The sequence below is a fragment of the Solibacillus sp. FSL R7-0668 genome, assembly GCF_038006205.1.
Lineage (GTDB): Bacteria > Bacillota > Bacilli > Bacillales_A > Planococcaceae > Solibacillus.
Genome location: NZ_JBBOUU010000001.1, coordinates 924492 through 947520, shown reverse-complemented (window position 1 = coordinate 947520; position 23029 = coordinate 924492). Strand labels below are relative to the sequence as shown.

The following is a 23029-nucleotide window of genomic DNA, read 5'->3' as shown; positions in this document are numbered from 1 at the left end:
CAATTTGCGAGGCTTTAAAGGTGTGACAAGCTAAGCATGTTGGTTTTTTCCCACACGCCTTTACCTGCCATCCCCTTTATTGCCTCTCTGGACAAAGTTAAAAGGTACTATTCTTCTGTTTCATAAATATCTTGTTGGACCACTTCACGACCAGGTAACACTAAGTTTAAAATTACCCCGATGATAGCGGCTAACGCCATTCCTTCAATGGCAAAGCTCTCTGTAAAGCGTAATGCCGCTCCGCCAATTCCGATTACTAAGATTACGGAAGAAATAACCATGTTACGATTATTACCGAAGTCTACATTGTTCTCTACTAGCATACGTAAACCACTTGATGCGATAATACCGAATAATAAAATTGAAATCCCGCCAAGAACAGCTGTTGGAATTGTTTCGATAATGGCCATTAACTGACCTGAGAAGGATACAATAATGGCTACAACCGCAGCACCTAAAATAACATAGACAGAATATACACGAGTAATTGCTAGTACGCCGATATTTTCTCCATATGTAGTTTTTGGTGGACCACCGATAATTGCTGAAGCGAATGTCCCTAACCCATCTCCTAATAATGATCGGTGTAAACCAGGGCTTTTAATATAGTTGCGATTGACAACTTTCCCCAACACTAGTTGGTGACCGATGTGCTCTGAAATCGTCACAATTACAATCGGTACCATACCAAGGAAAATCGCCCCTGTAATATTGAAATCATAATGCACACCCGGAATTAAGAAATCTGGTAGCTGGAAGAATTCTGCTTCCTTAACTGCTGTGAAATCAATAATTCCTATGAATATGGAGTAAATGTATCCAACAATAATACCAAGTAAAATTGGCATCGCACTTAAAATGTTTTTAAAATAGACATTAAAGATAATCGCTGCAATTAATGTTACCATTGCCGCCGAGAAATGCTTGCCGCTGTATTCTCCATTGACGTTCATCGCCATATTTACTGCTGTTGATGATAAGCCTAATCCAATGACGATAATAACTGGTGCTACAACGATTGGAGGTAATATATTCATTAACCACTTGTAACCTGTTTTCCAAATGATTAACGCGACAATCGCATAAACCAAACCGACGAGCATAGCCCCGATCATCGCATTTCCTGGATTTACCGATACCCCTGCTTCCGATAACCCCGCAACTAAAATAATCGGTGAAATAAATGCAAATGAAGATCCTAAGTATGCAGGTACTTTAAATTGTGTAACAAATAAGAAAATAATTGTTGCAATCCCACTTGTTAATAATGCAATAGCTGGGCTTAACCCAACTAATTTAGGTACTAAAATTGTTGAACCGAACATCGCAAACATATGTTGGAAACTAAACGTAATTAATTGACCAGCACTCGGTTTATCATTGATATCTAATACTGCCTTGGAAGACATTCCAATTCCTCTTTTCTCTATATTCTGTTTAATCTTCTTTCAAGATTTTTACGACATCTTGTGCATCAACTTCTTCTAAGTTAACGACAATGCGTTCATGACCAGCTGTTGGAATGTTCTTTCCTACATAATCTGCTCGGATTGGCAACTCCCGGTGACCACGATCGACTAATACGGCTAACTGAATTTGTGCGGGCCTTCCTAAATCCATTACCGCATCAAGTGCAGCACGTACGGTTCTGCCTGTATAAAGTACGTCGTCTACTAGTACAATCTTTTGGTCGCTTACTTGATAGTCAATATCCACTTGCTGTACTTGCGCTTGGTCATTGACTTGCTTTGTTGATAAATCATCTCGGTAAAGCGTAATGTCTAATTCACCTGTACGAATCGCCTTGCCTTCAATTGTTTCAATACGTTCAGCTAATCGTTTGGCTAAATAAGCGCCACGTGTTTTAATGCCAACTAAAATGACTTCATCAATTCCTTTGTTTCGTTCAATGATTTCGTGCGCAATTCGCGTAACAGCACGATTCATTGATGGTCCATCTAGTAAAACCGAAGTTTGTTGCATAATGTTTCTCCCTTCCGTAAAATCTCCATGTTCACTTGGGTACAAAATTTCAAACAAAAAACCCTCTAGAAAATCTAGAGGGTCGAAAAAGTCATGTTGAAAGATTGCATACGGATATTTTTGCGCACAAAAAATCCAAATGCTTTCACATTTCCCTTCTCAGCCTCTCTGGACTGCCATTAAAGGTGAACACTATGTAATTAGTTTCGCGACTACTTGCTTGCTCTCGTCAAGCTCTTTCGTTCACTGTTGTCAGTATATGCTTCTTTTTAGGACAAGTCAACCGACAATAGAGAGGTCGGACAACAGAAATTAAAAGTTTTAATTGTCTGATTGTTTAGCTTGGACAATTTCGTGAAGTTTATCCATTCAAATAGTAAGAAAACACCGAAACTTTACATTAGGATAAAATTTCGGTGTTTCGATTATTGGCGTAATTCCGCTAATAGCTCTTGGAAGTCGGCTGGTAACGGTGTACTAAATTCTAGGTATTCTTTTGTTACAGGGTGCACAAAGCCTAATACACCTGCATGTAATACTTGTCCGCCAAAATCAATCGTTTTCTTCGGACCATATTTTGGATCGCCGACTAATGGATAGCCAATATAGTTCATATGCACGCGAATTTGGTGTGTACGACCTGTTTCAAGACGGCATTCCACTAATGTAAATTCACCGCCGAAGTGTTCCATCACTTGGAAGTGTGTCACTGCATGCTTGCCGTTATCCACAACCGCTTGCTTCTGACGGTCTTTTTGGTCACGTCCAATTGGTGCATCAATTGTGCCCTTTTCATGTGCGATATGCCCATGTACAAGTGCTGTATATTTACGCGTAACAGACTTTTCGACTAATTGATTCACTAAGCCCTCATGCGCGACATCATTTTTTGCGACCATTAATAAACCAGATGTATCCTTATCAATACGGTGTACAATTCCTGGGCGTGCGACCCCATTAATGCCTGATAAATCATTACAATGATGCATTAAACCGTTCACTAATGTACCTGTTGCATGACCAGGTGCAGGGTGTACGACCATGCCACGCGGTTTATTGACTACTAATACATCCGCATCTTCATACACGATTTCTAAATTTAAATCTTCTGGAACGATTTCTAAATCTTCCACTTCAGGAACATCTACTTCTACAACGTCCCCTAATTTCACTTTGTATTTTGCTTTGACGTTTACGCCGTTTACTAAAATGCGCTCTTCATCTAACCAGTTCGAAATTTGCGAACGTGACCATGATGCTTCCATTGAAGAAAGGGCTTTATCAATACGCTCTCCAGCAAAATCCTCCATTGTTAACGTGACTACTGCCATTATTTCACCTTTTTCTTATTCATTTTTTCCTCAAAAATCATCGTAATAAAGAGCATGACAACCGCAATTGTTAACGCGGCATCTGCCACATTAAAGATCGGGAAGTGATAGTTAATGCCCGGAATCAGCACATCTACAAAGTCGACAACTTCACCACGGAATAATCGGTCAATAAAGTTCCCAACAGCCCCACCTAAAAGTAGCATTAAGCTCACATGATACATCGGTTTCCCTTTTGCTTCTGTATGATTAAAGTAAATAATCGCGATAATTACTGCCACCGTCACAATCGTAAACAGCCACATTTGCCCTTCTAGCATACCCCAAGCCGCTCCACGATTACGATGCGATAAAATGCCAAGCCACGGGTCCCATACACTAATACGTTCCCCAAGCTCCATATTTTGAACGATTAGCCACTTTGTCCATTGATCCAAAATGACTGCAAACACTGCTAATCCGTAATATTTATACACAGCAAGTCCTCCGTTTACGCTATATCTTTCCTATCTTAACATAATTCCACGATGAAATGATAATATTAGCACGAGAAATCTACGCGCATTACAGTCGATTTTTATCAAGCGCGTCGACTAAGTCTTTTAGCTGAATAATATAGGAAATCATATCATTTGCGTTATACGATTTAATTTCAGAAAAACCATATAGCTGTTCAATTTGCTGCATAGAGCCTTGTGATGATACGACAACTTGCTCTAATACATTTTGTAAAGTCATTACTTGGTTGAATGTTTGCTCGGTTGTTTGCTGAATTTTTTGCATATAATCCGCTAATTGGCGCTCCGACTGTTCAATCCGCACAAAATATTGCTGTGTTTCTGCAGACATTTGTTGTGTATAATCGACTGTTTTTTGTTCTTCCAAAACGCTAGCCGCAACACGCTCCATATGTTGGACAATTTCTGTCACTTTACCATTGATCTGTTCAAGCGCTTGTTTACTTTGCTCTGCTAATTTACGGACCTCTGCTGCCACCACAGCAAAGCCCTTGCCATGCTCCCCAGCTCGTGCTGCTTCAATCGAGGCATTTAAAGCTAATAAATTCGTTTGGTCTGCAATCGCTCCAATCAGCTTCGCAAAATCTTGAATTTCTCGCGTATCCTGCTGTAAATCATCAATGGATACACCGACATTTGTGAAAATTTCGCGTACCTTTTCCATCTGGCTAGATAGGGCGTCCATCTGATTACGTCCCTCTTGAATCAACTGATTATTTTGCTCCACCTGTGATTCCACTGAGGTCGTAATCTGTTGAATTTCTTCTGTATCTTGAACAATTATTTGCGCGCTTTCATAGGTAGAATCAAGCATTGTTTGATCCTGCTGGAGCGATTCCGAAATAACGGCAATATGCTCCATAAATAAGCTATCGTCTTCTGTATTTTTGGCATTTGCCTTTTTTAATAATTGCAATAGTAGCTCAACGCCCTCAATTACTTGTGTACGCTCCGCCTCTGTCAGACTATCTATTTCCTCATTTATTTGCTCTACAACTTGTCCTTTATCGAACCATCTTTTTAACATTTCGTTCACTCCGCTCTACGTTTTCCAAAGCCAATTAATACCATCGTTTGATTTAGCTGTGATTTATTTAATTGCTCCCCATAACTCGAAAACCCACATAAATTTGGCAATTGTTCGAGGCGGTCATTCATCTTTTCTATCAAGCGCTCCTGCTGGAATTGGAGCTTGCGTAAAATACAGTTACAGGCTAAAACACCTTCTAATTGCGTAAAGCGTTTTGTAAAATGCTCAATCGTTTTTTCGAGTTCGATAATCACATCACGTGGTTGCAAGATTTCTAATGTTGCGCCCTCATATACTTGGCAATAAAACTCAATAGCCCCTGATTCCCTCAGCATAAAGGGCGATGCATTGTAAAATTCGTTATTAAACTTTCTGCCTAAAGGATAGAGTGACCAGTGCTTATCTAATGCGGTTACTGGTACACCTAGCGCTTGTGCGTATACATCTGCTGCTGGTCTTCCATCCATTTCATATACAATGCGCTTTTCTGGGTCAGCCTTTGTAATTTTCACTCGCTTGCCCATACTTTCAAAGTTATTTTCTTTAATAATATAAAAATCAACAGTTGGCTTGATAAAAATGATCGCCCCTCCTGTCGAAGTAATTTCGCCATTTACACTGACATAGGTTGCTTCAAATTTCGCATCATCTCCTGCTGTTCCACCGAAGATTGGAAATCCATCCTGTTCAAAAATCGAATTTACAACAGATAGCATTTTTTCCTCCCCAGCCTGCAAGCCTACAGGAAAAACAAATGCTAGTCCTTCTCGTTCGATATTTCGAGATTGCAATGGAATCCCTAGCTGCTTTGCTGCAGTCACAAGCTTTTGGCGCTCAAATATCGGATACTTGGCAATGTCTGTCATGAGCGTCGCTTGAAATTGACCAAATGGTGCTGCATAAGTTTGTACACTTAGGCTGAATTCATCAAATCCTGTTGGTCCTATTTCACCCGTTGTCGTTACCCCGACAATTTGGCTATTCGGATATTTGTTTGTAAAGCATGCCACCAATTCCTCAAAAGGATAGGCTGTGCTCGCAAAGAATAACACAAACGCTGGTTCTTTATGTATCGTTAACGCAAGCTCATCAACGGCCTGCTTTGCTTGTTTTGTTTTCGTTATAGCAGAACAAATTAAATCCATATCAATACTCCCTTTTCGTTAACATTAACTATCGATCATATCCTACGATTAAACTTCAAGACATTATAGCATAAATGAGTAATCTATAAAATTTTTACCATTTGAAACAAAAAAACTTACCTAACAAATTTGCTAAGTAAGTCAAAGAATTTTATACAAGGAGCCAGCGCAGTACCGCCATTGTGACAACACCTACTATGACCGTTTTTGATAGGCTTTTTGTCAGCAGTGCTACTAGTAATGTCGGAATAAACACGCCTACATTTAACCAATCCACTACTACAAAAGATTGCTCTTTATGAAAAAAGCCTTCCATGACAAGCGCGGATAAAATACAAACCGGTATGTAGGCTAGCCAACGCAGTACGATGTCTGGCATTTTCATCTTTTTCACGAACACAAATGGCAAAATACGCGGAATCCATGTGACAAGTGCACAGCCAACGATTACTAATACCATCGCAATTGTTGTCGTCATTTTTCAGTTGCCACCCCAATCATTGCTACAACTATTGTTGAAAGGAGTACCGCTAAATGCCCCGGCATGAAATACAGCATACCGTACATGCTCACACCCATGACGGCAATTAACTTTAGGTAATGCATTAACTTTTCTTTAGGTATACTATGTAACGTTAACACAAGTAAAGCCACAAACATCGCCACAAGTGCATAGTCTAAGCCCCACTTTTCGGGGTTAGGCAGCCATTGCCCAATAATGCCACCAATCGTACAAGCAGCAATCCACGTTGTATATGCGGTAACATTGAGGCCATCCATCCATTTCCCGCCTAAACGCCCCTCCTTACCAGCCGTTACAACAGATACACCAAACGTTTCATCTGTCAGTAATGTTCCAAAGCCAATATTGCGTAGTGTTGAATACTTTGTAAAATATGGTGCAATCGTTAGCGACATTAATAAATGCCTTAAGTTCACAATGAAAATCGTCAATATAACAGCCGTTACAGGCGCGCCAGCTAAATATAATCCACAAAAAATAAATTGGGCCGAGCCAGCATAAACAAGGACCGAAAGTAAAAATACTTCGAATACAGAAATCCCCGATGCAATGCCCACAACGCCAAATGCAACACCAATACTAATATAGCCAAGCAATGTTGGAATACAATCCTTCACGCCCTGTATAAAGGTATCGGGTGTATACGATTTCTGCTCAATACGCTCCATTACAACACCTCTAAAAATCTTTCTTTTCTGAAAATATAAAATGGTATAAAGAGAGTGCCCAAGAAGTATCTCTTGGGCACTCTCTTGCGCCGAGGATGGTGAGAATTTATTCTGACCACCGCAGAAGCACCGCCTCAAGCGGATAACTAATACATGAGGTGACATCTGTCTAAAAAGTCGAGACTTTTTAGACACTCTCTTGCGCCGAGGATGGAGGCCAGTACGATGCTGGTCATGAATGCGTTGTCACACGATGTGACGGTTTTAGCATTCGTTCCTAGTTCATCCACCGCAGAAGCACTGCGCGAGAAAGATTTACTTTTCGCACAGCCCTATAAAATTATACGTAATAGTTTTCTACAACATCCGCACAGCGTTTACATAATGTCTCATGTTTTTCATCTGATCCAACTGTTTCAGAAATCGTCCAGCAACGTTCACATTTTTCGCCATCTGCTTTTTCAACTACTAAAGCGGTTTTATCTAATTGTAGACTTTCAGCAGGAGCTGTTTCTTTGCTACCCGCAACAATAAATTGCGACACAATTGAAAGCTGCGCAAAGTTAATCGTTGCATCATTTAATAGTTCAACTGTTTCTGCATCTGCATAAACTGAGATTTTTGCCTCTAATGATTTACCAATTGTTTTCGCGTTTCGTGCTTCTTCTAATGCTTTTAGCACTTCATTGCGCACCGCGATAATTTTTGCCCATTTTGGACGTAATTGCTCGAAGTTTGCTTGCTCATCAACTTCTGGGAAGTCCGTTAATTGAACAGATGCAGCTTTTCCTTCGAACTCCACATAGCCCCATAACTCTTCAGTTGTATGCGGGATAATTGGTGTTAATACTTTTAATAAAGCCATTAACGTATCATACATCACCGTTTGCATTGCGCGACGGTCTTTGTTGTCTTTGCCTTCAATGTACACAACATCTTTTGCGATATCTAAGTAGAATGAAGAAAGCTCGATTGCAACGAAGTTATTCACTGTTGTATAGACTGTCGAGAAGTCATAACGATCATACGCTGCACGAATCGTTTTCACCACATCCTGTAGGCGCATATACATGTATTGATCCATTTCACGTAAGTCTTCATAAGCTACACGGTCTGTTGCTTCATTGAAGTCTGTTACGTTACCATGTAGGAAACGTAATGTGTTACGCACTTTACGGTATGTTTCTGAAACTTGCTTTAACATATCCATAGAAATACGAACGTCACCTGTGTAGTCAACAGATGCTACCCACATACGGAGGATATCTGCACCGTATTGTTGCATCACTTTTAACGGATCGATTGTGTTGCCTAATGATTTCGACATTTTACGGCCTTCACCATCAAGAACGAAACCATGTGTTAATAAACCTTCGTATGGTGCGTGACCATTAATCGCAACCGATGTAATTAATGACGAGTTGAACCAGCCACGGTGTTGGTCAGAGCCCTCTAAATAAAGGTCTGCTGGATATTTCATGCCACGTTCAGCAAGTACACCTTGGTGCGTTGAGCCTGAATCGAACCAAACGTCCATGATGTCATTTTCTTTTGTGAATTTACCATTCGGGCTTCCTTCATGAGTAAAGCCTTCTGGTAATAAATCTTTTGCTTCTTTTTGGAACCAGATATTTGAACCATGCTCACGGAATAATTTCGAAATATGTGCGATTGTTTCTGGTGTAATGATTGGTTCTTCGTTTTCTGCATAGAAAATTGGAATCGGTACACCCCATGCACGTTGACGAGAGATGACCCAGTCGCCACGGTCACGAATCATATTGTACAGGCGCGTTTCACCCCATGCCGGTGTGAATTCTGTTGCTGTTACAGCATCTAATAATTCACCACGGAACATTTCCACTGATGCAAACCATTGTGGTGTTGCACGGTAAATAACTGGTTTTTTCGTACGCCAGTCATGTGGATATGAATGCGTGAATTTTGAAACATTTAATAATGCGCCTTCTTCTTTTAACTTTTCAATTACGATTGGATTTGCTTTTTCATAGAATAAGCCTTCAAATCCTGGTGCTTCAGCTGTATAGCAACCACCATTATCTACTGGTGATAAAATATCTAAACCGTATTGTTTACCAATATTATAGTCATCTTCACCATGACCTGGTGCCGTGTGAACACAGCCAGTACCCGCATCAGCAGTTACGTGCTCCCCAACCATCACTAATGAATCACGCTTGTAAATTGGGTGCTCTGCCACGATTAAGTCAAGCTCTTGCCCTTTTACTTCTTGAACGATTTGTACATCTTCCCAGCCAAATGTTACTGTTAATTTTTCTAGTAACTCTTTTGCTACGATGTATTTTGCTCCCGCCACTTCAGCTACAACATACGTAAATTCAGGGTTCACTGAGATTCCTAAGTTTGCTGGAATTGTCCAAGGCGTCGTTGTCCAGATGATGAATTTGGCATCTTGAGGTACAACCCCTTTTGCATCTTTAATGCCGAAAGCAACATAGATTGAATACGATTCTACATCTTTATATTCGATTTCTGCTTCTGCTAATGCTGATTCAGAAGATGGTGACCAATAAACTGGTTTTAAGCCTTTGTAGATATAACCTTTTTCAGCCATTTTACCGAATACTTCGATTTGACGCGCTTCAAATTCAGGCTTTAATGTAATGTATGGATTTTTCCAGTCACCACGTACACCTAAACGACGGAATTGATCTTTTTGCATGTCAATTTGCTCATAGGCGTACTTTTCGCAAAGCTCACGGAATTCAGCAACTGACATTTCTTTACGCTTTACCCCTTTATTTGTTAATGCCTGCTCGATTGGTAAACCATGTGTATCCCAGCCCGGTACATAGTTCACATGGAATCCAGCCATTGATTTATGGCGGTTGATCATATCTTTAATTACTTTGTTTAAAGCATGACCTACGTGGATATTCCCATTGGCATATGGAGGTCCGTCATGTAATAAAAATTCTGGGCGCCCCTTTGTGCGATCCATCACTAATTTGTTGATGTCCATTTCATCCCATTGTGCTTGAATTTGCGGTTCTTTCGTTGGTAAGCCACCGCGCATCGGGAAATCTGTTTTTGGCATTAATAATGTATCTTTGTACTCTACCATGTAAATAGCCTCCTAAAATGATTGAAGTTGTATGCTCAAACTAGGGAGAGCTGCCTTTTCAAAATAAAAAGCCCCTGCATCCCAGTAAAAGGGACGAGGAGCATTTGTCTCGTGGTACCACCCTAATTTCGCGAAATATTCGCCTCATTAGACACTGTAACGTCGTGTGACACGAAATAGCTTACTTGAATTTCAGCTATTTAGCTCAGGAGTGATTTTCCATTTAGCTTGTTTTGTTCGAGCTCTCACCATCCTCGAATCGCTATGCGGCAATCTAAATATACTGTCTCCATCAAAGCTTTATGCGTTGTGCATACTATTTCATTATTTTTCAGTATAGAAATCGTACTCCGAAAAGTCAAGTACGTTCCCTTAATATATTGGTTTACTATCTGTCGAAGCAGCCTCATCTTCTTCTTGACGGTGCTGGTCTTGAATGTCCGTTAAATTCACATCATATTCTAACAGATGATCCCAGTCCCCTGTATTTAACAGGTCAAGCTGTGCCTCTACTAGCATTTTGAAGCGATTGCGGAATACTTTTGATTGCTTTTTTAGCTCGTCAATTTCAATTGTTACTTTTCGAGCCTTTGTTAATGCATCATTAATAATACGGTCCGCGTTTTTCTCTGCCTCTTTAACAATTAATTTTGCTTCTTTTTGAGAGTTGCGGCGTACTTCATCAGCAGCCTCTTGCGCGACAACAATAGATTTTTGCAATGTATCTTCCAATGAATTGTAATGATTCATTTTTTCAATCATTGATTGCACTTCTGCTTCTAGCTCTTTTTTTTCACGCAAAATAATCTCATAGTCTTTGATTACTTGATCTAAAAATTCATTTACCTCGTCCTCTGCATAGCCACGGAAGCCGCGTGTAAATTCTTTATTATGTATATCAAGAGGTGATAATGGCATATCGTTCTACTCTCCTTTACATCTATATTGTTACAAATATTATATACGTTTCTTAATCGGATAACATCATGTTTTCATAAAAAATCCTTGAATTTTATGCTTTTTGCTCTAAACGTCCTATTTGTAAGCGTATTTTATCTTTTTTTGTTCGGCCTTCTGTCATAATGACCTTCAAACGGCCAAATCCTCTTGCCGAAACAATATCACCCTCTTGCAGCTCATATGCGACAGCTTCACGGACAGTCCAATTCACTTTAACTTTTCCTGCATTGATCAAGCTTTGTGATTTTTGACGTGATATATTGGCAACAGTTGCTAATACAACATCTAAGCGCATAGATGACGCCGTGTAAGAGCTTTCAACCCATTGTTCTTCATTTTGTATAAGTGGGTCTGTTTCATTGATTGGTTCAACATGCACTTTCACCTTGCCAATACCCGAAAGATTGGCACGCACATAGTCGGCAATTTCAGAAGCTAATGCAAATTGCACGCTACTTTCTGCGAGGCGAATATCCCCGAATTTGCTACGGTCTAATCCAATGGACAATAGGGCACCGAGCACATCTGGATGGCGTAATTGTACAAATTTTGCCGGATAGTTAATGGTATAGATGCCTATTTGAAAATCATCTACTGTCGGCTCAAAATAAGAAGGGGCAATAAGCATACGCATGCGCTCAGCTTCTTCAAAAACACCCGCTGTAAATATACGAAGGTCGTCATTTTGACCAATGATTGATTCAACAATGAAACGCTGTCTTGGGTCTAAAAAATCCGTTAGCTTTGGGGCATAACGATCCTCTACCTCACGTTGCCAGCCGACAACTTGTTCGATAAAGGGCTGCTCATCTTTACGAAAATGCTGTATTAAATGCTCCATCATAAGCCTACTTTCTATTAAATATATGCTTTGTTTTTCACATCCATAAAGAAAACCCCAACATATTTGGATGTGATGGGGTTTTACGTGCTTTATAGGAAGAAGATTAGAACGTTGTATACACCGCGCTCAATGAAATAGAGTACGAATAAACCAACGATTGGTGAAATATCAATCATACCAATTGGTGGAATAAACTTACGGAAAAAGCCTAAATATGGTTCACATACTTTTTCTAGGAAACGTCCAACTGCTGATTCTTGCAGTGCTGGCACCCAAGACATTAGTATGTAACCAATCAGCATATATCGGTATACTAGAAATGCTGTTTGTATAACTCCAAAAATGATCATTTGATTACCTCTCTATTACTAAATTACTCGAATGTTAAATTCGAGATTTCCCCTGATACTTCTACGTTTTCTGGTGTGCATAAGAAAATGTCATTCCCGATACGTTGAATATCTCCACCTAAAGCGTATACTGTTCCGCTCAAAAAGTCGATAATTCGCTTCCCTTGATCACGGTCAATACGCTGTAAATTTACAACAGTTGCACGTCTTTGCTTTAAATGCTCGGCAATGTCCTGTGCCTCTGCATATACACGCGGCTCGATTAATACGAGCTTGGAATTTTTCGATGATGCTGCCGCTTGAAGGCTTACAACATTATTACTCGTTTGCTGATTGTTCTGCACAATCATGTCATTGCGTTGCTGTTGTGGCATTTTTCGTTCCTTCTTCATGCGATTTTGAATAACTTGGGTTTGTTGCTTTTGAACGGCCTCTTGATAATAAGCTTCCTGTGGTGTTGTTTTTGGTGCTTGCTTTGATGGCATTGCCTGTGCTTGAGCCGGAGCTTGATCGTCTTCGATGTCTTCTAAATAAAAGAATTTATCAAAAATATTTTTGATGCTCATTTTAAATCCTCCTTAGCCAACAAGAGCCGTTCCTATTCTGACAAATGTTGCGCCCTCCTCGACGGCAATTTCATAGTCATTGGACATCCCCATCGAAAGCTCTGTACAAGGTACGTTCGGAATGCTTAACTCGGTCACTTGTTGTTGCAATTGTTTTAATTGTTTGAACACATTACGAATCACGGTATCATCTTCAGTAAAAGGAGCCATTGTCATTAAACCTACTACTTCAATTTTCGAAAATTGCTCTAATTGTTTTATAAATTCTACTGCTTGCTCGTTCGTTAAGCCGTGTTTTGAATCCTCACCCGAAACATTTACTTGTACAAAGCATTTTACTGTTTTGGTTGCTCTTTTTTCAATTTCTTGAGCCAGGCTTAAACGATCTAACGAATGTAAGTAATCAATTCGGTCAATTACTTGCTTCACTTTTCTAGTTTGTAATGAACCGATATAGTGCCATGAAACCTTTGAATCAATTGCTTGTAATTTATTTTCGAGACCTTCTGGACGATTTTCTCCTAAATGAAGTATCCCAGCAGCAATCGCTTCTTCTGTACGCGCGACATCCACTTGTTTTGTTACTGCAATAATGTTCACTTGCTGTTGTGTATTGGCACGTTGCTTCGCCTGTTCTATATGATGTTGAATAACTTCTAAATTATTTTCGATTTTCGCCACTTTTTTCCCAACTTTACTACAATAGTTTCTTTCATTGTAACAAGGGGAGTAGTAATTATCAATGAATAGGCTGACCTATTCCTCCTGTGTTTTCACCAATATTACATCTTTCCCTACTGTGAGAATATGACTAAAGGCAATCTTCTTAACGGTCTCTTCCCCTTGAAATAAGTGGTAAAACTTTTTCGGAGCGGAAATAATTAATGCTACGATTTCTCCACGGGCCTCATCAATTTCTGCATCGACAATATACCCAATAAATCTCCCACTAACCGAATCAATAATCTCCTTTTCCTGTACAGAAGAAAAACGCATTTTCCCATCCTTTCTATGAACTAAAAGGGACAGCCCTCATCACGGACAGTCCCTCAGTTTAACATACGCTAACGGAAATCACGCTGTAATAATTCAACCGCGCTTTTTTCCAATCTAGAAATTTGTGCTTGTGAGATCCCTAAGCTTTGAGCAATTTCAGTTTGTGTTTCACCGAAAAAGAATCGCTTTTCAATAATCATCTTTTGGCGACTATTCAAGCGCTTCATACTCTCTTGTAGCGAAATCGTCCCTACCCACTGCTCTTCCGTTACTTTATCTCTAATTTGATCCATCATATAGATTGCATCGCCACCATCTGAATAAATCGGCTCATGCAACGACATCGGATCTTGGATGGCATCGAGCGCAAACAGTACATCCTCTTTTTTCATTTCAATTTCCTGTGCTAATTGCTCAATTGTCGGCTCTCGTAAATGCTCGGCAATATAGCGTTCCTTTGCTTGCATTGCCTTATATGCAATGTCTCGTAGTGAACGCGACACACGCAGCGCATGGTGATCACGTAAATGACGACGGATTTCCCCCATAATCATCGGCACGGCATATGTGGAAAATCGTACATTATGCTTCAAATCAAAATTATCTATCGCCTTTAGTAAGCCAATACAGCCCACTTGGAACAAGTCATCTGCCTGTTCCCCACGATACGCATAACGACCTACAATACTAAGCACAAGTCGTAAATTACAATAGACAAGCTCATCACGTACATATACCTCACCTTGTTGTAAGCGAATAAATAATTGTTTCATTTCCTCTGGTTTTAATACTGGTAATGTGGAAGTATCTACTCCACATAGTTCTACTTTCGTCCGCATAGCATTTCACCTTTCGAACTTCATGATTAACATCAGTTTGTCCGGATTTAGTGACACTATGCGCGCCAAAATTAGCCAGTATTACGCAATCGGTTCATTTAAATATTCACGCAAATCTAAAATAATCTTCTTTTCTAAACGTGAAATATAGGACTGAGAAATGCCTAAGTGATCTGCCACTTCCTTTTGTGTCATTTCTTCTTTACCATTTAAACCAAATCGACATTCCATAATATACTTTTCACGTGGTGTTAATTGGTTGATTGCCATAAACATATGCTGACGCTCAATTTTTCGTTCAACATCCATCGTAATAATATGCTCTTCTGTCCCTAAAATATCGGACAGTAATAATTCATTGCCATCTGCATCAGCATTGAGTGGTTCGTCAAAAGACACTTCACCCTTCATGCGGCTTGTCTTGCGTAAATGCATTAAAATTTCATTTTCAATGCAACGTGATGCGTAAGTCGCCAATTTAATATTTTTGTCTAAATTAAAAGTTTCAATTGCTTTAATAAGCCCGATTGAACCAATACTGATTAAATCCTCGATTGGCGTCGTCGTATTATCAAAGCGTCTAGCAATATAAACAACTAAACGTAAATTACGTTCGATCAGCATATCTCGCGCGTGTAAGTCCCCATTCATAAAAGCTTCTACGACAACAACTTCTTCTTCTCGTGTTAATGGAATTGGCAATGAATCATGTCCTCCTATATAGTATGTCCCTTTTTTCGTAAAATGGCTGAATAGTTTAACAATCCATGATTTTAGTTTTTGTAACAATATCGAGCCTCCCTTATGAATTGGTTAGAACAGAAACATGTGCAATTAAATGTGCACTTTGTGGAAACTTTGTCGCACTTTTTGTAAAAACAACATAATGATTCGTATAAGTGTGTTCGTGAATTGTAAGTGTGATGCGAAAGGCTGGAACAAATGTCGTCTTTTTTTGTACAGTTGAAATGGCCACCATTCGAATGTATTTTTGAAGCTGTGAATCAAACATAGACAGCTCATACGGTCGTGCTTCGTCCCACTCAAGCAGACCCTTTTTTAATGCTGGAGTCATGGATGTTTGTACAGCATCAAATGCGATAAAATGAACGGGTGCTCGGCTAATTGGTTCTACGCATTCGTTCCCTGTATCGATATAGGCAACAAGCTCCCATTGCTCCTGAAGAAACTGTATCGTACAAGGTGTAATAAACCGCAACTGCACAATTTGTTGTAGCTTTTTCATCCAACCAAGTTTAAATGCTAGTAAACTACTACATACTATGCCAACACTCAGCAAAATATATACAAAAAATGCATCTGAACTTAATAACGGTTGTAGCGCTGTCAATAAACCACCTACTAATAGCGTTGCCACAACAAGCCAGCGACCATACAGTAAAAATGCGGTGAAGCGAAAAGAATACGCAATCCCAATAAGCACAAGAAAGCACAAAAAGATGCTAAGTATATGACCATAAAATACGAATGCAATGAGCGCACTACTAAATGCACTTACTACTAGTCTCCATACGGGAATCGTTGAAGAAGTCATTGCTTCTATGAATTTTAAAAGTGCCACATTGACAAGAAAATTAAATATCAGTATCCACTCTGCATACATGCTTTGTCCTCCTGCTATTAAGACTAGCAAATTTAGGGCTGCGCTTTTTGTCAAACAAGCACGCCCATTTCAATAAATCGTTTGACAGATTGCGAGAGTTTATAGAATTTTTCGACAATTTAAATAATAAAAAACTAGCACCCCCTGTAAAAGCGGAGTGCTAGTTTGATTATAATCATTATCGATTACGACGATTGCGTAAAAATGTCGGAATATCTAAAGCATCTTCTTGCTGGTAGTTCGTTTGTTGTTGCTGACGTGGAGCCTCTTGTTGTACTGGCTCTTGCGTACGAGTAGATGGATGCTGTTGAGGTGCCTGTTGTGTCGCTGCTTGCTGACGCGCACCTAACGACGGACGAATTGGCTGCGGTTTAGGCGCAATGAAATCATCAGAGAAGCCTGTTGCGATAACTGTTACAATTATTTCGTCATTTAAGTTATCATTAATTACCGAACCGAAGATCATATTCACTTCTTCATCAGAAGCTAATTGAACAATGTCCGCAGCCTCTTGAACTTCGTAAAGACTTAAGTTCGTGCCACCAGTAATATTCATAATGACCCCTTTAGCCCCATCAATGGATGTTTCTAAAAGTGGTGATGAAATGGCTTTTTTCGCTGCTTCTACTGCACGGTTTTCACCTGAAGCAATACCGATTCCCATTAATGCGGAACCTTTATCAGACATAATTGTTTTCACATCGGCAAAGTCAAGGTTGATTAAACCCGGCGTTGCGATTAAATCCGAAATCCCTTGTACCCCTTGACGCAATACATTGTCTGCTTCACGGAATGCTTCTAACATTGGCGTTGATTTATCCACGATTTGTAATAACTTATCATTTGGAATAACAATAAGCGTATCGACAGCTTCTTTCATAGAAGTAATGCCGCCAATCGCTTGTGTTTGACGTTTACGGCCTTCAAATGTAAATGGGCGTGTTACTACCCCTACAGTTAATGCGCCTAATTCACGCGCAATAGAAGCGATTACAGGCGCTGCACCCGTTCCTGTACCGCCACCCATACCAGCAGTAACGAATACCATATCGGCACCCCGTAATACTTCTTCCAATTGCTCACGGCTTTCTTCTGCTGCTTTTTTACCCACTTCAGGATTTGCACCAGCACCAAGACCGCGCGTTAATTTGCCACCAATTTGTAATTTATATTCAGCTTTTGATAAGTTCAAAGCTTGTGCATCTGTATTTACAGCGATAAAGTCAACGCCTTGTACACCATGTTCAATCATACGGTTTACAGCGTTATTACCACCACCACCAACGCCGATTACTTTAATTACGGCTAGCTGGTCCATCCCCGTTTCAAATTCTAACATACAGTTCTCCTCCTAATTGTTCACGTCATACTTTTCGTCTTAATCGAAAAATTTATTTAATATGTTTTTTGCGCGATCAATAACACTTACTTTATTAGCATTAGCGCTATCTACTCTCTCCGATACATTCGCAGCTTGCTTTTTAGAAGGAGCTGGTTGAGTAGGATAAGGTATCGCATTTACTGGCTCGCTATGGCCATAAAATTCGTCATCGGCATACGCATGACGAATTAAACCAACCGAAGTTGTAAATGCTGGTTCACGAACACCGATATAATCCGGCGTATAAATACGTACGCGCGTTAACATCATTTGACGTGCGAGCTGAGCCATGCCTTCTAGCTGTGCTACCCCACCCGAAATTACAATACCACCGGGTAAATCTTGGATGCCCATGCGAGCAAGTTCGTCTAAAACAAGCTCAAACAATTCTTCTAAACGGACACCAATGATTTCAGCAATATAGCGTTGACTATATTGATCAGTTGAATCCGTCCCAACAACTGGAACTTCAAATAATTGTTCATCAGAAGCGTCATCATAAAAGGCATGTCCATATTGCTTTTTAATTTTCTCAGCTTGCTCTGTTGGTGTTTTTAAAACAATGGATAAATCTTTCGTAATGTGATCCCCACCAACTGGAATAACGGCTGTATTCGTCAATAAACCATCTTGGAATACCGCAATTGTCGTAGAACCACCACCTAAATCGATGTAAGCAGTCCCTTGATTTTTTTCGTCTTCCGTTAATGCAAATGTACCTGCTGCTAACGGTTGCAAATAAATTTCACGAATTTGTAGGCCTGCACGTTCTACACATCGCAGCACATTATGTACGAGCGTCTTCGATGTGGTAATCATTGTCGCATCCATTTCTAAGCGAATACCAATCATGCCACGTGGATCTTTAATCTCGTCTAAATTGTCTACGATAAATTGTTTAGGGATTAAGTTTACTAGCTCTCGTTCAGGTGGAATAGACATTACTTGCGCAGAGTCAATTACACGTGCCAAATCATCATCTGTGATTTCACGGTTTTCACTATTAACGGCTACCACACCTTTTACAGATTGTAAAAATGTTTGGTTTGCAGGTACGCCGAGAATGACGTCGTCTATTTTAATACCAGTCATACGCTCAGCCTGGTCTACTGCTTTTTTAATTGATTGTACGGTTGCATCAATATCAACAATGGCTCCTTTACGAACTCCTGTTGATTTGACATGCCCTACCCCAATTACGTGCAATTGATCATCGCTCATTTCCCCGATTAATACTTTAATAGAAGACGAGCCAATATCGAGCGAAACATATATTTCTTGATGATTCAACATTCTGCACCTCCTTCGAATTACTCCTTATTATTCATTCTATTGTAAATTCATGCGATTGTCTAAGCAAATCCGTAATTTGTAATGATATTTTAACGTGATTGTTATGAGTTTTCACCTTTTTTTAATCGTCTATTTTCAAATTTTGTTAATAGTATACGTCGAATGACTGCGATATTTTGGAAAAGACGTACTCCGAAGGCAAAAATTGCCGCTAAATATAAGTCTACTCCAATATGAACACCTAAAAAGGCGAGCCCTGCAGCTAAAAGTATATTAAAGAAAAAACCCGAAATAAATACTTTATCATCATAAACTTGTTGTAATTGAGCGCGAATTCCTCCAACCATCGTATCAAGCGATGCTAATACAGCAATTGACAAATAGCTTTCGTAGACAGATGGAATTTGAATGTTTGTTAAAACGCCTAATACCACGCCAAAAATCAATCCTAAAAGTGGTAACCACATATTCGCATCCCCTTTTACTTCTCTGATAAATAGTTGCTCTTTTGTACAACAACTGTTGAATTAATACGTATATTTTCAGAAGGCTCATGAACAGTTAATACAAGATTATCGATATAAAATTCGTCTGGGAAGGATGAGGCTAATAAATGGTTTTTTAATTTTTGAGCTTGATCATAAGATTGCGTAATAATGTTCATTTCAACATTCAGATCATCGATTGGCTCACTATTCACCATTGTTTTCCCATTAATATCACGAATTGCACTATTAAACATTAATCGTTTGCCATCAATTTCAATTGCCTGCGCATTGTAGCGATATAAATCGTTGATTAGTCGAATTAACAATTCTGGTGAAATAGGCTTTATTTCGTATCCAAATTGTAGTAATTCTTCAGCTGGTTCAATTGATAGCGTCACACCAGGACCCTTTATTGGTAAAATCCCTGCATGTGCCTTTAAATTATCCACCGTTTGTTGTAAAAGTAACTCTGGATTATCAAACTCAGCATCCTCATATTTATTAACGGTTTCCGTCACTTCCTCAATCGTCGTAAGCAATTCTGAATGTCGCTGTTTTTCCTCTGAAAGCTGCTGTCGAATTTCCCATATATCTACTGTATTTCGTTCGGTTGGGTTTTGAACAGTATTGTATTGCACTGCTAGCATGAATCCAATGATGAACGAGATTATCGTAATATTACGGTACATTTTTTTCGTCATCATGACCCCTCCGAATAATTTTTCACTGCGTTTTTGTTTTATTCTTCATTGATTGACGCCATTTCAACAAAGTCTTTGCGTTCAATCGTTACGACAACTTGTTCGTTTAATAGTTGATCAAACACACCACCCGTTAATTCCAGGGAAGAAATGAGTGCATCCTGATTACCGATTGCTTCTATAATAAAGGGCGCTGGATATTGCTGGCCGTCAATCGTGATTACAGGGCCATTACAGCTAATATAAGAATTTGCTTTTAAGCGTTGACCATTAATGGAAAGTGCCTCTGCACCAGCAATTTTTAACTCATTCAATACTTTAAATATGTGACTTTCATGGACAATATACTCATTTGGATTCGTGGATTGTGGGTTATAATCACTATCTTGTAGCGTAATTTTAATCCCTTTACCTACACCCGCTGATAAGCCTAGCAATAATCGAAGCTGCTCGGCATCCTGTATATTTTGCTCATATTGTGCCTCATCAGAAGAATACTTTTTCTCATACGTACGAATTTTTTCTTCCAGTTCAGCAAGCTCATTGACAAGCTCTTTATTGCGCTCTTTTTGGCTTATTAAGTCTTCCATATACTGGTTTTCCTGTTCGAATTGCGAGGAGGCAGTGTTCAAAGTTCGCTTGTCCTTCGATAAATTATAAGAAAAACCGATAATAAATCCGGTAATGACACATACGATAAATAATATCCTATACTTTCTCGAAAACAACGATGATTTATTCTTCTCCTGTTTGCTGCTCTTGTTGTTCATCATTTTGCTTTTCTTCTTGCCCCCCTTCCTCAGACTCCGCTTCTACATCACTGTTTAGTGTATATACATCAGAAAAAGGACGGTAATAGGTACCGACTTCAATATCGATGACGCCCTTTTCAAACACTTCCTGCTGCTCAATTTGTGCGATGATGGAAGGATAATAATTGAGCTTTTCCCCCAATGTATTCGCATCCGCCCGTACTTCATAGCCATCATTCATAAATAACGTAATGGCATATGGGTCGGTCTCCGATGGATTAGCATTAATTTGAGAAATTTGCGACAGCACTTCTGGCTTTAACTCTGCAAGTTGCTTTAATAGCTTTTTACGAAGTGCCTCGTCTTCAAATTCTAAAAAGATTGGTGCATCAATTGGTATGATTTCATTCGCCTCACTAAATATCACACCATTCTCAAGCATTGGGTAAAACTCACCATCCTTTGAAATATACGCCACCTTTTGCCATTCTTCGATTGTAATTTCTACATCATTTAAAAATTTCCGTTTTACATCAACCGATTTAATCCATTCATTTTCAGCAATAGATTGTTCCACTTCTGACGTTTTGAATCCCCATAACGAATCATCGACTTGCAGCGTCGATTGTTGCAAATAAAATGCGTCCTCTCGAAGCGCTGCACCTTTAATGTCAATTTTTTTTATATTGCTATAAGGTAATTGAAAATAAAGTAGTACGACTATGATTAGGAGGAAAATGGTGATTAAAGCAATAAATTTGAAGTTCGTTCTTCGTTTTCTGCGTTTTTTCATTGCGGGAACACGCTCTGTAATATCAATCACTTTTTCCATCATTTTTCCTCCTTTCCTCACTCGAAAAATTTAATATGAGCGCTACTGTTAGCCATACAACGACTAACGATGTTCCTCCGTAGCTAATAAATGGTAATGTTACCCCTGTTACAGGTAATAAATTAATCACTACGCCTATATTTAGACAAGCCTGCACGGCAATAATTGTTGTTAATCCACATATCGCATAAAAATGAAACGCCTCATTACAGCGGAGCGCTAATTGATAGCCTGTTATTAAAAAGCACGCAAAAATAAGCAGCAATCCGAATCCGCCAACAAGCCCTATTTCCTCCAATATAATGGCAAAAATAAAATCATTTTGTGGTTCAGGTAAATATAAATACTTTTGTCTACTTTTTAATAAGCCATGTCCAAATAACCCCGCAGGTCCGATTGCAAAAAGGGATTGTACCGCTTGAAATCCACTTCCTAATGGATCGGCCCAAGGATTAATGAAGGCTTCAATCCGTTTTAAACGATACGGTGCCGCCGCAATTAATAATGCCAGCCCAGTCATTCCTATCCCTAGCAAGGCGACATATAGCCGAATCGGATACTTCGCAATAAATAACAATAAAAATGCCACAACTACTAATATAAACACGGCCCCGAAATCTGGCTGTAGCATAATCAGTGCTACCGGCAAAAAGATAATTACAAAATGTCGTAATTGTACGACACGTTCATATGATTTGCGCTTTGATAGGACCGCGCTTAAATAAATAAGCGTGGTCACTTTAGCAAGCTCAGCAGGCTGAACGGTTAATGCACCTACACCAATCCAGCTTTGTGAGCCGTTTCGTACGATTCCAATTCCCGGTATTAGTACAGCCACTAATAGCAACAGGGAAATGATATAAAAAACAGCCCACAATTTCGCACTTTGTAATGCCGAAATTTTCATCACCGTTAGACAACAAACGAGCGCTACCCCAAAATAGAGCGCCTGCTTAATATAAAATGGTGTTTGTCCAAAATAGCGCACTTCGCCCCAATACGTACCGGCAGAATAAATAAACAGAATCCCAATAATCGATAACAAAAAAGCACTGACGAAAAAATAAACCTTTAAGTGCTGTGACAGTGTCGCTATCCT

The 23029-nt window shown here is 39.5% G+C and carries 25 protein-coding genes and 1 other annotated feature; all 25 genes read right to left on the bottom strand.

Translation table 11 applies throughout. The features are described from left to right. Window positions 1-107 precede the first annotated feature (107 nt). The 25 genes from MKX47_RS04360 to ftsW all read right to left on the bottom strand — a co-directional run bounded on the left by MKX47_RS04360 (window position 108) and on the right by ftsW (window position 23026). Complete coding sequence (locus tag MKX47_RS04360; RefSeq protein WP_340771541.1) at window positions 108-1409, bottom strand: solute carrier family 23 protein; 1302 nt, start codon at window positions 1407-1409, stop codon at window positions 108-110. 28 nt (window positions 1410-1437) lie between these two features. Further along, window positions 1438-1983, bottom strand: coding sequence for a bifunctional pyr operon transcriptional regulator/uracil phosphoribosyltransferase PyrR (gene pyrR / locus MKX47_RS04355; RefSeq protein WP_340771540.1), 546 nt, complete (start codon window positions 1981-1983; stop codon window positions 1438-1440). A gap of 425 nt (window positions 1984-2408) precedes the next feature. Beyond that, the gene (locus tag MKX47_RS04350) at window positions 2409-3314 is read right to left on the bottom strand and encodes an RluA family pseudouridine synthase (protein ID WP_340771539.1); all 906 of its coding nucleotides are present in this window, start codon (window positions 3312-3314) and stop codon (window positions 2409-2411) included. Next, window positions 3314-3790, bottom strand: coding sequence for a signal peptidase II (gene lspA, locus MKX47_RS04345; protein ID WP_340771538.1), 477 nt, complete (start codon window positions 3788-3790; stop codon window positions 3314-3316). Before lspA ends, MKX47_RS04350 begins: the two co-directional genes overlap by 1 nt. 88 nt (window positions 3791-3878) lie before the next feature. Continuing rightward, on the bottom strand, window positions 3879-4859 hold the full coding sequence (locus MKX47_RS04340; RefSeq protein WP_340771537.1) for a methyl-accepting chemotaxis protein: 981 nt from the start codon (window positions 4857-4859) through the stop codon (window positions 3879-3881). 5 nt (window positions 4860-4864) lie between these two features. Then, a complete protein-coding gene (locus MKX47_RS04335; RefSeq protein ID WP_340771536.1) occupies window positions 4865-6007 on the bottom strand; it encodes an FIST signal transduction protein in 1143 nt (380 codons plus the stop codon). A 151-nt stretch (window positions 6008-6158) separates the two neighbouring features. Further along, window positions 6159-6485, bottom strand: a complete 327-nt coding sequence (locus MKX47_RS04330; protein WP_340771535.1) for an AzlD domain-containing protein — start codon at window positions 6483-6485, stop codon at window positions 6159-6161. After that, complete coding sequence (locus MKX47_RS04325; protein ID WP_340771533.1) at window positions 6482-7198, bottom strand: AzlC family ABC transporter permease; 717 nt, start codon at window positions 7196-7198, stop codon at window positions 6482-6484. The genes MKX47_RS04330 and MKX47_RS04325 overlap by 4 nt, the downstream gene beginning before the upstream one ends. A 340-nt stretch (window positions 7199-7538) precedes the next feature. Further along, window positions 7539-10304 (bottom strand): isoleucine--tRNA ligase, encoded by a 2766-nt coding sequence (ileS, locus tag MKX47_RS04320; RefSeq protein WP_340771532.1) that lies wholly within the window; start codon window positions 10302-10304, stop codon window positions 7539-7541. 86 nt (window positions 10305-10390) lie between these two features. Then, window positions 10391-10609 (bottom strand) — a binding site (T-box leader). 67 nt (window positions 10610-10676) lie between these two features. Further along, a complete protein-coding gene (locus MKX47_RS04315; RefSeq protein ID WP_340771529.1) occupies window positions 10677-11222 on the bottom strand; it encodes a DivIVA domain-containing protein in 546 nt (181 codons plus the stop codon). A gap of 94 nt (window positions 11223-11316) precedes the next feature. Then, window positions 11317-12105 (bottom strand): YlmH family RNA-binding protein, encoded by a 789-nt coding sequence (locus MKX47_RS04310; protein WP_340777715.1) that lies wholly within the window; start codon window positions 12103-12105, stop codon window positions 11317-11319. Between the two features lie 92 nt (window positions 12106-12197). Continuing rightward, the gene (locus tag MKX47_RS04305) at window positions 12198-12458 is read right to left on the bottom strand and encodes a YggT family protein (protein ID WP_340771527.1); all 261 of its coding nucleotides are present in this window, start codon (window positions 12456-12458) and stop codon (window positions 12198-12200) included. Window positions 12459-12481: 23 nt separating this feature from the next. Further along, window positions 12482-13024 (bottom strand): cell division protein SepF, encoded by a 543-nt coding sequence (locus MKX47_RS04300; protein ID WP_340771525.1) that lies wholly within the window; start codon window positions 13022-13024, stop codon window positions 12482-12484. 12 nt (window positions 13025-13036) lie between these two features. Then, window positions 13037-13705, bottom strand: a complete 669-nt coding sequence (locus MKX47_RS04295; RefSeq protein WP_340771523.1) for a YggS family pyridoxal phosphate-dependent enzyme — start codon at window positions 13703-13705, stop codon at window positions 13037-13039. 75 nt (window positions 13706-13780) lie between these two features. Beyond that, window positions 13781-14020, bottom strand: a complete 240-nt coding sequence (locus MKX47_RS04290) for a PRC-barrel domain-containing protein (RefSeq protein WP_340771521.1) — start codon at window positions 14018-14020, stop codon at window positions 13781-13783. Between the two features lie 68 nt (window positions 14021-14088). After that, on the bottom strand, window positions 14089-14859 hold the full coding sequence (gene sigG / locus MKX47_RS04285) for an RNA polymerase sporulation sigma factor SigG (protein WP_340771519.1): 771 nt from the start codon (window positions 14857-14859) through the stop codon (window positions 14089-14091). Between the two features lie 81 nt (window positions 14860-14940). Further along, window positions 14941-15648 (bottom strand): RNA polymerase sporulation sigma factor SigE, encoded by a 708-nt coding sequence (sigE, locus tag MKX47_RS04280; RefSeq protein ID WP_340771517.1) that lies wholly within the window; start codon window positions 15646-15648, stop codon window positions 14941-14943. A 13-nt stretch (window positions 15649-15661) separates the two neighbouring features. After that, window positions 15662-16483 (bottom strand): sigma-E processing peptidase SpoIIGA, encoded by an 822-nt coding sequence (locus tag MKX47_RS04275; protein ID WP_340771515.1) that lies wholly within the window; start codon window positions 16481-16483, stop codon window positions 15662-15664. Window positions 16484-16661: 178 nt separating this feature from the next. Then, window positions 16662-17822 (bottom strand): cell division protein FtsZ, encoded by a 1161-nt coding sequence (ftsZ, locus tag MKX47_RS04270; RefSeq protein WP_340771513.1) that lies wholly within the window; start codon window positions 17820-17822, stop codon window positions 16662-16664. 39 nt (window positions 17823-17861) lie between these two features. Then, complete coding sequence (gene ftsA, locus MKX47_RS04265; RefSeq protein ID WP_340777713.1) at window positions 17862-19154, bottom strand: cell division protein FtsA; 1293 nt, start codon at window positions 19152-19154, stop codon at window positions 17862-17864. A gap of 104 nt (window positions 19155-19258) precedes the next feature. Next, a complete protein-coding gene (locus MKX47_RS04260; RefSeq protein WP_340771511.1) occupies window positions 19259-19624 on the bottom strand; it encodes a small basic family protein in 366 nt (121 codons plus the stop codon). A gap of 14 nt (window positions 19625-19638) precedes the next feature. After that, complete coding sequence (locus MKX47_RS04255; RefSeq protein ID WP_340771509.1) at window positions 19639-20346, bottom strand: DUF881 domain-containing protein; 708 nt, start codon at window positions 20344-20346, stop codon at window positions 19639-19641. Window positions 20347-20384: 38 nt separating this feature from the next. Beyond that, the gene (locus tag MKX47_RS04250; RefSeq protein ID WP_340777712.1) at window positions 20385-21116 is read right to left on the bottom strand and encodes a DUF881 domain-containing protein; all 732 of its coding nucleotides are present in this window, start codon (window positions 21114-21116) and stop codon (window positions 20385-20387) included. Further along, window positions 21082-21930 (bottom strand): cell division protein FtsQ/DivIB, encoded by an 849-nt coding sequence (locus MKX47_RS04245; protein WP_340771506.1) that lies wholly within the window; start codon window positions 21928-21930, stop codon window positions 21082-21084. Before MKX47_RS04245 ends, MKX47_RS04250 begins: the two co-directional genes overlap by 35 nt. Next, complete coding sequence (gene ftsW / locus MKX47_RS04240) at window positions 21914-23026, bottom strand: putative lipid II flippase FtsW (RefSeq protein WP_340777709.1); 1113 nt, start codon at window positions 23024-23026, stop codon at window positions 21914-21916. Before ftsW ends, MKX47_RS04245 begins: the two co-directional genes overlap by 17 nt. Window positions 23027-23029: the final 3 nt, after the last annotated feature.